Below are 11,580 nucleotides of genomic sequence, written 5' to 3' on the forward strand. Positions count from 1 at the left end.
GCGGGGACGCGCGGCGCACACTGACGGGGACACCCGGTGTGCGGCGACCCACAGCGTCAGCACCGGATACCTGGATTAGGATGGAGTTCCGTGGCCGACACCAATCGACTCCAGCCCCGATCCACCAGCCGTTCCGGTGCTACGCACCAGACTCGGCACATCTTCGTGACGGGCGGTGTGGCCTCCTCGCTCGGTAAGGGCCTCACGGCCTCCTCGCTCGGGCGCCTGCTGCGCTCGCGTGGCCTGCGGGTCACGATGCAGAAGCTCGACCCCTATCTCAACGTGGACCCGGGCACGATGAACCCGTTCCAGCACGGCGAGGTGTTCGTCACCGAGGACGGCGCCGAGACCGACCTCGACATCGGCCACTACGAGCGGTTCCTCGACGTCGAGCTCCCGGCCTCCTCGAACGTCACCACCGGCCAGGTCTACTCCCGCGTCATCGCCAAGGAGCGCCGCGGCGAGTACCTCGGCGACACCGTGCAGGTCATCCCGCACATCACGGACGAGATCAAGTCGCGCATGCGCGACCAGGCCGGCACCGACGTCGATGTCATCATCACCGAGATCGGCGGCACCGTCGGCGACATCGAGTCGCAGCCGTTCCTCGAGGCGGCGCGCCAGGTGCGCCACGAGCTGGGCCGCGACGACTGCTTCTTCCTGCACGTCTCCCTCGTGCCGTACATCGGCCCGTCGGGGGAGCTGAAGACCAAGCCGACCCAGCACTCCGTCGCCGCGCTGCGTTCGATCGGCATCCAGCCGGACGCGATCGTGCTCCGCTCCGACCGCACGGTGCCGGAGGGCATCAAGCGCAAGATCGCACTGATGTGCGACGTCGACAACGAGGCCGTGATCAACTGCGCCGACGCGCCGAGCATCTACGACATCCCGCGGGTCATCCACTCCGAGGGCCTGGACGCGTACGTCGTGCGCCGCCTGGACCTGCCGTTCCACGACGTCGACTGGGACGGCTGGAACCGCCTGCTGGAGCGGGTGCACGAGCCCGAGCACAACGTCGAGATCGCGCTCGTCGGCAAGTACATCGACCTGCCCGACGCCTACCTGTCGGTCACCGAGGCGCTGCGCGCCGGCGGCTTCGACAACGACGCCAAGGTCGGCATCCGCTGGGTCGCGGCCGACGACTGCCAGACCCCGGAGGGCGCGGAGGCGTCGCTCGAGGGCGTGGACGCGGTGCTGGTGCCGGGCGGCTTCGGCGTGCGCGGCATCGACGGCAAGATCGGCGCGCTGCGCTGGGCGCGGGAGAACCTCGTGCCGACCCTCGGCATCTGCCTGGGCCTGCAGTCGATGGTCATCGAGTACGCCCGCAACGTCCTCGGCCTGGCTGACGCATCGTCGACCGAGTTCGACCCGGACAGCACCCATCCCGTCATCGCCACGATGGCCGAGCAGCTCGCCATCGTCGGCGGCGACGGAGACATGGGCGGCACGATGCGCCTCGGCGCCTACGACGCGCACCTGGCCGCCGGCTCGGTCGTGGCGAAGTCCTACGGCAGCGAGCGGGTCTCGGAGCGGCACCGGCACCGGTACGAGGTGAACAACACCTACCGCGAGCAGCTCGAGTCCGAGGGCCTCGTGTTCTCCGGGACGTCGCCCGACGCCACGCTGGTCGAGTTCGTCGAGCTTCCGGCGGACGTCCACCCGTACTACGTGAGCACCCAGGCGCACCCGGAGTTCAAGTCCCGCCCGACCCGTTCGCACCCCCTCTTCTCGGGCCTGGTCGCGGCGGCGCTCGAGCGTCAGGGCGCGCAGGCGTGACGGGCGCACGAGCCCCGCAGGGCGCGACGGCCGTGACGGTCGACGAGATCGACCCGCGGCCGGTGCTGCGGCACGAGCGGCTGCACCAGGGGCGGGTCATCGACCTGGTGCGCGAGGAGATCGACCTCGGCGAGGCCGGCGTCGTCACCCGCGAGTACGTCGACCACCCCGGGGCCGTCGCGGTCGTGGCGCTGGACGACGAGGACCGCGTCCTGCTGCTGCGCCAGTACCGGCACCCCGTGCGGGCCTACATGTGGGAGGTCCCCGCAGGCCTGCTCGACGTCGACGGCGAGCCGGCGGACGAGGCCGCCGCCCGCGAGCTGGCCGAGGAGGCCGACGTCACGGCGTCGCGCTGGGCCGTGCTGACGGACTACGCGACGACGCCGGGCAGCAGCAACGAGGCGGTGCGCATCTTCCTGGCGCGCGGCCTCGGGGAGGTCGCGGAGGCCGAGCGCCACGTGCGCACGGGCGAGGAGGCCGGGATGGAGGTGCGCCGGGTCCCGCTGGACGAGGCCGTGGCGCTCGCGCTCGACGGGAGCCTGCACAACCCGTCCACCGTGGTCGGCATCCTCGCGGCCGCGGCAAGCCGGGCCGGCGGCTGGTCGTCCCTGCGCGAGGTCGACGCGCCCTGGCCGTACCGACGCGCGTCCTGACCTGCGGGTAGGCTCCACAGGCGTGCGTGCCGTCCCCGACCGGCCTCCGGGTCCAGACGACGCCCCCACGTCCGCGGAGCCGGCCGTCCGGGTGCTCGGGCCGGTGCGTGTGGCCGGCCCCGACGGCGCGGAGCGTGCGCCCCGCGGTCCGCGCTCGGCGGCCCTGGTCGTGCTGCTCGCCCTCGCCGGCCCCCGCGGGGTGTCGACGAGCACCCTGGTCGACCGCCTGTGGGGGGACTCGCTGCCCGCCGACCCTCGCGCCGCGCTGGCGAACCTCGTCTCACGGCTGCGCGCGGTCGCCGGACGCGATGCCGTGCGCGCGACCGAGACCGGCTACGCGCTCGGGGTCGCCTCCGACCTGGACCTCGTGCGCGACCGGCTGGCCGACGCGCGCCGGGCGCTCGTCGCGGGGGATCCGGGGGCCGCGTCCGCCGCGGCCACGTCGGCCCTGGGCCTGTGGACGGGCGCGCCGGGCGACGACCTCGACTCCGGAGAGCTCGCCGGCGTGGCCCGCGAGCTCCGCACCGACGCCGAGCGCCGGCACGACGAGCTCCGGGGCGTGCGCCGGGACGCGGCCGAGGCGGCGGGGGAGCACGCCGTCGTCGCGGAGCTGGCCGGGGCGGACCTCGCCGCCGACCCGACGGACGAGGACGCGGCCCGCGCGCTCATGGGGGCGCTCGGCGGGCTGGGGCGTCACGCGGAGGCGCAGCGGGTCTTCACGCGACTCCGTTCGGTGCTCGTGCGGGAGCTCGGCAGCGAGCCGGGGCCGGCGACGGTGGCGCTGTACGACCACCTGGCGGCGTCGGAGCCCGTGCGCGACGGGCCGGGCGCGCGGACGCAGGCCCCGGCCGGCGCGGGTCGGCCCGTCGAGCCGGCGGCCCCGTCGGCGTCCCCGCCCGGCGGGAGCGTGCCGCCCGCCCCCGGGACGGCGCGCGGCGTGCGGGGCTACCCCACGCCGCTGATCGGGCGCGAGGGCGACGTCGCGGCCGTCCTGGAGGCGCTGGCGGGCTCGCGCCTGGTGACGGTGCTCGGCCCGGGCGGCCTGGGCAAGACGCGGCTGGCGCAGGAGGTCGCGCGCCGTGCCGTCGAGCGCGCGCCGCTCGTCGTCGTGGTGGAGCTGGTCGGCGTGCGCTCCGACGACGACGTCGTGCTGGCGCTGGCGGACGCCCTGGGCGTCTCCTCCGGCACGGGGTCCGTGCGCCTCGCCGAGCGGCTGCAGGCGGGCGACGTCGCCACCCAGGTGTCCGCGCGCCTGCGCGACACCGACGCCCTCGTGGTCCTCGACAACTGCGAGCACGTCGTCGAGGGTGCGGCCCGGTGGGCGGCGGCCCTGCTCGACGTCTCCCCAGGGCTCCGGGTGCTCGCGACCAGCCGTACCCCGCTCCTGCTCGACGAGGAGCACACGTACGCGCCGGCGCCGCTGGGCTCCGCACCGGCGGGCGGCGGCGGTGACGACGTCGGTCCTGCCGTGCGCCTGTTCGTCGATCGTGCGCGCGCGGTGCGGCCCGACGCACTCCTCGACCGCGCCGCGGTGGCCCGGCTCTGCGAGCGGCTCGACGGACTCCCGCTGGCGATCGAGCTGGCGGCGGCGCGCGTGCGCACGCTGAGCGTCGCGGAGGTGGAGGCCCGGCTCGACGAGCGGTTCGCGCTGCTGCGGGTGCGGGACCGCTCCGTGCCCGACCGCCACCGCACGCTCGAGGCGGTGCTCGACTGGAGCTGGAACCTGCTCACCGCCGGCCAGCAGACCCTGTGGCGACGGGCCGCGTCGTTCCCGGACGGGTTCTCCGCCGAGGCGGCGCGTGCGCTGGTCCCCGTGCCCGGGTGGCAGGTGGACGACGACGTGGACGCGCTCGTGCTCCAGTCCCTCGTCCGGGTCGAGGAGTCCGGTGGGACGGCCCGCTACCGCATGGTCGAGACGGTGCGGGAGTTCGGCCTCCTGCGGCTCGCGGCCGCCCGGGAGGAGGGGGCCGCCGACGACGCGGTGCTCGGCTGGGCGCTGACCGTGGCGCGGCGGTGCGCCTCGCGCCTGCTGTCGCCCGACCAGCGTGAGGCGGTCGCCGAGCTCGGCCGGGAACAGGAGAACCTGCTGTTCGCGGTGCGCCGCGCCGTCGAGCTGGGGCGGCGGGACGTCGTCGTGCACGGGTTCGTCGCGCTGCTCGGCAGCTGGGCGGTCCGGGGTGCCGAGGAGCGCGTGCTCGGGCTGGTGCCCGCCGTCCTCGACTCCCTCGTCGGGTGGGCGGTGCCCGACGAGCACGCGGACGCCACCGCGATCGCGCTCGAGGCGGTCGCCGCCTCGGCCGTCTTCGGGACCCCCGGCCACGCGGCCCGGCCGCTGGCCCGCCTGCGCCGGCTCCTGCGCACCAGCAGCGCCGTGGGGGCACGCACGCGCGAGCTGGCCGACCTCGTCCTGGCGGGTTCGCCCGACGAGGTCGCCGGCGTCCTCGCGCGCCTGCAGCGGTCCGACGACGGGTACACCTCGCTGCTCGCGCACATGTTCGAGGCCCAGCAGCGGGAGAACGACGGCGAGATCGCGCGGGCGGTCGAGCTCGCGACGGCGGCGCACGAGGTCGCGCGCCGCGTCGACGACGACGCCGCCGTCGCGATGACGGGGATGGTCGTCGCGTCGTTCGTCGCGGAGCGCGGGGACGCGCGCGAGGCCCTGCGCTGGCTCGCGGCCGCCCGGGACGGCGTCGGGGCGATCGGGGCCGAGGAGATGCAGTGGCAGGTCGAGTGGATCGAGCTCAGCGCGTCGCTCACGCTCGGCGACCTCCCGGCGGCCGAGCGCGTCGTGGCGTCGATGGCCGCAGCCCTCGACGGGCGGCAGGGCATGCGCGCGACCGAGGGGGGCGCCGTCGTGGAGGCAGGTCGGGCCGAGCTGGCGTGGGCACGGGGAGACCGCGGCGCGGCCCTCGCGCACCTCACGCGGGCGGTCGAGTCGTTCGGCACCGGCCAGCCGGAGGGGGACGCCGCGCCGTGGTTCCTCCTGCTGGCGTCCGCCACTCTCGTGCGTCGGGTGCAGGCGGGCGACGGCGAGGGCGGGCTCGTGCGGCGCATCACCGAGGTCGGCCGGGGTGTGCGGGGCGGCGGCCGGGGGTACGTCGACCGGCCGGTGCTGGCGACGTCGTCGATCGGCGTCGCGTACTGGGCGTGCCTCGCCGGCGCCCGGGCCGACGACACGGACGCCGGCCGCGAGCACGACCGCGTCGCCGACGGGGCGGAGCTGCTCGCCCTCGCCGACCGGCTCGGTGCCCGCCAGGACCTGCCGGCGCTGCGGCGGGCCGCGCTGCGCGACGCGGTGGCGACGTCCGGCGCGGACGCCGCCGAGACCCTCGCCGCGGCGGAGCGCCGGGCGGCCGCGCTCGAGCCGGACGAGCTGGTGGGTCGCGCGGACGAGCTCCTGGCCCGCCTCGCGGCCGAGGCGGACCAGGAGCTCCCGGAGCGGCGCGGGACGGACGGCCCGGCTCAGGCCTTCTTCATGTAGCTGCGCACGGCCAGCGGGGCGAAGACGGCGACGACGGCCGCGCAGCTGAGCAGCGCGATGCCGACCTCGCCGGTGACGGAGCCCGTGCTCGCGAGGTCCCGGACGGCCGTGACCAGGTGCGAGACGGGGTTGACGTTCACGAAGCCCTGCAGGAACGACGGCATCGTGTCGACGGGCACGAACGCGTTCGACAGGAACGTCAGCGGGAACAGGACCAGGAACGAGATGCCCTGGACCGACGACGCGGACCTGGCGACGACGCCGAGGAACGCGAAGATCCAGCTCAGCGACCACGCGCAGACGATCACGAGCAGCCCGGCGAGCAGGACGCCGCTCACGCCGCCGCCCGGGCGCCAGCCCATGATCAGGCCCATGAGGATCGTCAGCGTCGTCGCGATGAGGTAGCGCACGGTGTCGGCGAGGAGCGCCCCGGCGAGCGGGGCGATGCGGGCGATGGGCAGCGACCGGAACCGGTCGAACACGCCCTTGTCCATGTCCTCACGCAGCTGCGTGCCGGTGACGGCCGACGTGGTGATGACCGTCTGCACGAGGATGCCGGGGATGATGACCGGCAGGTAGGCCGAGACGCTGCCGGAGATCGCCCCGCCGAAGATGTACGTGAACATCAGCGTGAAGATGATCGGCTGCACGGTCACGTCGATGAGCTGCTCGGGCGTACGGCGGATCTTGACGAGGCCGCGGCGGGCCATGGCGACGGAGTCGGCGATCCCCTGGCGGAGGCCGACGCGGTTGCGGAGCCGCCGCTCGACGGCCGGGACGATGCGCGTCGTGGACGCCCCGGCCGGCGCGGGCGCGGTGGTGACGGTGGTCATGCGGGGATCTCCTCGAGCTCGGGGGCGGCGGCCGCGTCGTCCGTGCCGCCCGCGGTGTGTCCGGTCAGGGTCAGGAAGACCTCGTCGAGCGACGGCTTGTCCATCGACAGCCCGTCGAGGTCGACACGGGCCTCGCGCAGGCGCACCAGCAGGTCGGTGACGCGCGCCGGGTCGGCGACGGGCACGGTGAGGCGCCGCGCCTCGGGTGACGGGGTGGCGGGCACGCCGAGCACGTCGCGGGCGGCGTCGAGCGCCGCGGGCAGGTCGTCGGGGCGCACGAGGGTGAGCTGCAGCGACTGCTGCCCGACCGACGACTTGAGGTCGTCGGCCGTGCCCTCCGCGACGACCTGGCCGCGGTCGATGACGGCGATCCGGTCGGCGAGCTGGTCGGCCTCGTCGAGGTACTGGGTCGTGAGCAGCACGGTCGAGCCGGTCGTCACCAGACGCCGGATCGTGTCCCACATCTGGGCGCGGGTGCGGGGGTCGAGGCCGGTGGTCGGCTCGTCCAGGAACAGCAGGGGCGGCTGCGCGATGAGGCTCGCCGCCAGGTCGAGGCGCCGCCGCATGCCGCCGGAGAAGTTCCTCAGCGGCCGTGACGCGGCGTCGGTGAGGCTGAACTCCTCCAGCAGGTCGCGCGTGCGCCGGGTGGCGGCCGCGCCCCGCAGCCCGTTGAGCCGGCAGAACAGCATGAGGTTCTCGGTGGCGCTGAGCGTCTCGTCGACGGAGGCGTACTGCCCGGTGACGCCGATGAGCTGGCGCACGACGAACGGTTCGCGCGCGACGTCGTGCCCGAAGATCGTGGCGGTGCCGGCGTCGGGGCGCAGCAGCGTCGCCAGCATGCGGATGGTCGTGGTCTTGCCGGCCCCGTTGGGCCCGAGCACGCCGTAGACCGTGCCGGTGGCGACGGACAGGTCGACGCCGTCCACGGCGCGGTTGTCGCCGAAGGTCTTGACGAGGCCGTGCGCCTCGATGGCGGTGGTGGTCATGACCCCACCGTGCGCCGGGTGGATCTCAGGCGGCTGTCACCGCGCTGTCACGCGGGGAGGCGGCGCTGTCACGCCGCCCGCAGGGCAGGGGGCGGGTGCGGTCAGGCGCGGGTGCGCAGCCGCAGCACCGCGTTCGCGGTGGCCCAGGTGAGGCAGCCCGCGCCGACCAGGTGGAGGCCGACGAGGATCTCCGGCAGGCCCGTGAAGTACTGCACGTAGCCGATCAGGCCCTGGGCGAGCGTGACGCCGAGCAGCAGCCACGCGGCGCGACGGGCGGTGCCGACGTGGCTAGCGTCCCATCGGGGGCCCCGGAGGCGGTGCAGGAGCACCAGCAGGGTCACGAGCGTGAGTCCGAACAGCCACACCGACGCGGAGTGGGCGCGGGTCATCGTCAGCGGGTCGAGCGCCAGGCGGTAGCCCACCTCGGTGTCCCCGGAGTGCGGCCCGGCACCCGTCACGAGCACACCCAGCGTCACGACGGGGATCAGCAGGAGACCGAGCAGGGCCCCGACCGCGGTGACGGTCCTCGGGCCGACAGGCGACGGCGGGCCATCGCCCTCCCCGTGGCGGCGCAGCAGGTACGCGCTGACCCACACGAGCGCGGCCGAGACCCCGAAGTGCAGCGACACCCAGCCGGGGTGCAGGTCGAGCAGCACGACCACGCCGCCGATGACGGCCTGGGCGACGACGCCGGCGAGCGGCACGATGCCGAGCGCGCGGTACGGGCGCGCGCGGGTGCGGTCGGTCCACACGAGCAGGAGCACCGCGAGGCCGACGACGCCGAGCACGAACGCCAGGGTGCGGTTCCCGAACTCGATGTAGGGGTGGATGGTCGACGCCGTGTGGAACGCGGGGGTGAACTGACCGGGCTCGCAGTTGGGCCAGGTCGAGCAGCCGAGACCGGAGTCGGTGAGGCGCACCGCGCCGCCCGTGCCGATGATGAGGATCTGGCCGATGACGTTGGCCAGCAGGACGCCGCGGGTCCAGGGGCGGAACCGGGCGAGGCGGTCGGGCCGGCCGGACCCGGTGCCGGGAGCGGCGTCGGAGGCGGGGCGCACGGCGGGGCTCGGCGAGGTCACGGGGTCCACGCTATCGCCCGCAGGCGCGCGTTCCCGCGCCTCGGGCGGGGGCGGGAGTGTGACCTTGGCCCGCCCGCAGGCCGGCGGCGAGGGACCGCCGACGTCACTGCCAGCGGAAGAACCGGGCGGCCGCCCAGGCCAGCACCGCCGTCCACGCGGCGAGCACGACCACGGCCACGGCGGGCACGCCCGTGCCCTGCAGCGCGCCGCGCATCGCCTCGCCGAGGGCGCCGGACGGGAGGTACGCGGCCAGGTGCGCGAGCGGCCCGGGGAGCTGGTCGGGCGGCACCAGCAGCCCGCCGCCGACCACGAGCAGGACCAGGACCAGGTTCGCGACGGCGAGCACGCCCTCCGCCCGCAGCGTCCCGGCGATCAGGAGGGCCAGCGCCGTGAACGCGGCGGTGCCGAGGAGCCCGACGGCGATCGCCGGGAGGATGCCGCCGGCCGCGGGCCGCCACCCGAGCGCGAGCGCGACCGCGCCGATGGCGACGGCCTGCACGGCCTCGACCGCCAGCACGCCCCCGACCTTGCCGGCGAGCAGCCCGCCGCGGCCCAGGGGAGTGGTCGCCAGCAGCCGCAGCACGCCGTTGCGGCGGTCGAACGCGGTCGCGATCGCCTGCGACGTGAACGCCGTGGACACGCAGGCCAGGGCGAGGACGCCGGGAGTCACGAAGTCCACCCGGGACAGGCCGCCGGTGTCGAGCTCGATGATGCTCGTGCGCACCAGGCCGACCAGGAGCAGCAGGGGCAGCACCATCGTCACGAGGAGCTGTTCGCCGTTGCGCAGGATCGCGCGGGTCTCGAAGCCCACCTGCGCGGCGACGCGGCGCCAGGCGGGGGCGGCGCCGACCCGCGGCAGGGGTCCGTCCGCGGGGTGCGGCGCGTCGGTGGGGGTATGGCTCATCGCAGGTGCCGTCCCGTCAGGTCGAGGAAGACGTCCTCCAGCGTGCGCCGCCCCACGGTGAGGCGCTGGACCAGGACGTCGCGGTCGGCCAGCCAGGCGGTGAGGGCCGCGAGCGCGCGCGGGTCGGTCGGCCCGGACAGGACGTAGGACCCCGGCTCGTCGGCCGTCGCCGACCACCCGGTGCCGGGCATTGCCGCGGCGAGCGCCACCGGGTCGAGCCCGGGCGCCGCGTCGAGCCGCACCGTGCCCGCGCCGTCGTCGGCCCCGTCCTCGGACCGGGCGGTGAGCAGCTCGCGCACCGTCCCGGAGGCGATCACCCGACCGTGGTCCACGACGTGCACGTGGTCGGCGAGGTCCTCGGCCTCGTCCATGAGGTGCGTGGTGAGGACGACGGCGACGCCGTCGGCCCGCAGCTCGCGCACCAGGTCCCACACGGCGCGCCGGCTCTGCGGGTCCATCCCGGCGCTCGGCTCGTCGAGGAAGACGACCTCGGGACGGCCGACGACGGCGGCGGCCAGAGCGAGGCGCTGGCGCTGTCCGCCGGACAGGCGCCGGACGGTGGTGCGGGCGAACGTCGAGATGCCGAGCCGCTCGCTCAGCTCGCCGATGTCGCGGGGCGCCGCGTACATCGCCGCGACGTGCCGCAGCACGTCGCCGGCGCGGGCTCCGGTCGGCAGGCCGCCGTCCTGCAGCATCACGCCCACCCGGGGCCGCAGGGCCCGGGCGTCGGCCGCCGGGTCGAGGCCGAGCACGCGCACCGTCCCGCCGTCGGGGGTGCGCAGGCCCTCGCAGCACTCGACGGTCGTGGTCTTGCCCGCGCCGTTCGGCCCGAGGACGGCGGTCACCTCGCCCGGGTGAGCGACGAGGTCGAGCCCGGCGACGACCGGGCGGCCGCCGTACCGTTTGACGAGGTCGCGCACGACGACGGCGCCGTGGCTGGTCCCGGCGTCGCCGGATGGCGCGATGGAGGTGGGCACCGGAGGATTCTACGGAGTCGCCGTACCGGACAAGCCGGAGGAAGCAGGGAGAGATCATGACCTTCTACACGTTCACGCCGCCCCAGGACGTCGCGGCCCTCGCGCGGCGCATCTGGTACTGGCCGGTCGTGCGCGGCGTGCTCGCACTGCTGTTCGGCCTGCTGGCGATCTTCCTGCCCGACAAGACGCCGGGGCTGCTCGTGCAGGTCTTCGGCGTCTTCGTGCTGGTGGACGGCGTGGTGAGCCTGGTGGACGGCCTGCGGCGCCGGGGGACGTCGGCGGGCTCGGTGAACTCCGGCGTCGGCGTCGTCGCCCTCGTCTTCGGGGCGCTGCTGCTCCTGCTGCCCGAGGTCTTCCTCGGGATCGTCCTGTTCCTCGTCGCGATCTGGGCGCTTCTGCTCGGGGCGCTGCAGCTGTTCGTGGTGCCCGCCATGCGCAAGCGCGGGGGCGCGTCGTGGGTGTGGAACCTGATCGCGGGCCTGCTCCTGATCGCGCTCGCGGTGGTGTGCTTCGCCAACCCGAGCAGCGCGATCGTGGGCCTGTCGGTGGTGATCGGCGTGTTCGCCGTCGTGATCGGCGTCGCGATGATCGCGCTCGGGTTCAAGCTGCGGTCGCTCGGCGCGCAGGCGGCCGCGGGCGGCCCCCCGACCCGCCCGGGCGAGGTCATCGAGGGGGAGGTCGTCGACGAGTGACCCTCGACGCGTGACTCCCGGCGACGGGGTCTGCGACGAGTGACATCGGCGACACCCCGCCGCCCTGGGGCCGCGAACCCGCCTGGCTCGCGGCCCGGGGTGAGGCTTGCCTTGCTTGACATCCTGGATTACGCAACAAGGATGTTCTCTATATCGACGATGCTGCCCAGGGTGAAGTCTGCCCTCGGGTGAGCCGCCG

General features: G+C 75.3%; 9 protein-coding genes. 4 read left to right on the plus strand and 5 right to left on the minus strand.

All coding sequences use genetic code 11. The features are described 5' to 3' along the window. Nucleotides 1-90 precede the first annotated feature (90 nt). From pyrG to ABD254_RS20835, 3 genes are read left to right on the plus strand one after another with little or no spacing between them, the layout of a single operon-like run. Entirely contained in the window at nucleotides 91-1,776 is a 1,686-nt protein-coding gene (gene pyrG / locus ABD254_RS20825) for a CTP synthase (RefSeq protein WP_344250825.1), read from the plus strand. Beyond that, the gene (locus ABD254_RS20830; protein ID WP_344250826.1) at nucleotides 1,773-2,429 is read left to right on the plus strand and encodes an NUDIX domain-containing protein; all 657 of its coding nucleotides are present in this window, start codon (nucleotides 1,773-1,775) and stop codon (nucleotides 2,427-2,429) included. Before pyrG ends, ABD254_RS20830 begins: the two co-directional genes overlap by 4 nt. Before the next feature lie 22 nt (nucleotides 2,430-2,451). Further along, nucleotides 2,452-5,910, plus strand: coding sequence for an AfsR/SARP family transcriptional regulator (locus ABD254_RS20835; protein ID WP_344250827.1), 3,459 nt, complete (start codon nucleotides 2,452-2,454; stop codon nucleotides 5,908-5,910). Here ABD254_RS20835 and ABD254_RS20840 read toward each other — a convergent pair. The 5 genes from ABD254_RS20840 to ABD254_RS20860 form a co-directional block, all read right to left on the minus strand. Further along, nucleotides 5,892-6,743, minus strand: coding sequence for an ABC transporter permease (locus tag ABD254_RS20840; protein ID WP_344250828.1), 852 nt, complete (start codon nucleotides 6,741-6,743; stop codon nucleotides 5,892-5,894). The two genes, ABD254_RS20835 and ABD254_RS20840, sit on opposite strands and share 19 nt — an antisense overlap. Continuing rightward, on the minus strand, nucleotides 6,740-7,729 hold the full coding sequence (locus ABD254_RS20845; RefSeq protein ID WP_344250829.1) for an ATP-binding cassette domain-containing protein: 990 nt from the start codon (nucleotides 7,727-7,729) through the stop codon (nucleotides 6,740-6,742). Before ABD254_RS20845 ends, ABD254_RS20840 begins: the two co-directional genes overlap by 4 nt. 101 nt (nucleotides 7,730-7,830) lie before the next feature. Further along, nucleotides 7,831-8,808 carry a COX15/CtaA family protein gene (locus ABD254_RS20850; protein WP_344250830.1) on the minus strand — a complete coding sequence of 326 codons (978 nt, stop codon included), beginning with the start codon at nucleotides 8,806-8,808 and terminating at the stop codon, nucleotides 7,831-7,833. A 103-nt stretch (nucleotides 8,809-8,911) separates the two neighbouring features. Beyond that, on the minus strand, nucleotides 8,912-9,712 hold the full coding sequence (locus ABD254_RS20855) for an ABC transporter permease (RefSeq protein ID WP_344250831.1): 801 nt from the start codon (nucleotides 9,710-9,712) through the stop codon (nucleotides 8,912-8,914). After that, the gene (locus ABD254_RS20860; RefSeq protein WP_344250833.1) at nucleotides 9,709-10,689 is read right to left on the minus strand and encodes an ABC transporter ATP-binding protein; all 981 of its coding nucleotides are present in this window, start codon (nucleotides 10,687-10,689) and stop codon (nucleotides 9,709-9,711) included. The genes ABD254_RS20855 and ABD254_RS20860 overlap by 4 nt, the downstream gene beginning before the upstream one ends. A 56-nt stretch (nucleotides 10,690-10,745) precedes the next feature. On the opposite strand from ABD254_RS20860, the gene ABD254_RS20865 reads away from it, so the two are divergent. Then, nucleotides 10,746-11,381: an HdeD family acid-resistance protein gene (locus tag ABD254_RS20865; RefSeq protein WP_344250835.1), complete on the plus strand. Its 636-nt coding sequence runs from the start codon at nucleotides 10,746-10,748 to the stop codon at nucleotides 11,379-11,381. The last annotated feature ends 199 nt before the right edge of the window (nucleotides 11,382-11,580 follow it).

Source organism: Isoptericola hypogeus (assembly GCF_039531145.1).
GTDB classification, from domain to species: Bacteria; Actinomycetota; Actinomycetes; order Actinomycetales; family Cellulomonadaceae; genus Isoptericola; species Isoptericola hypogeus.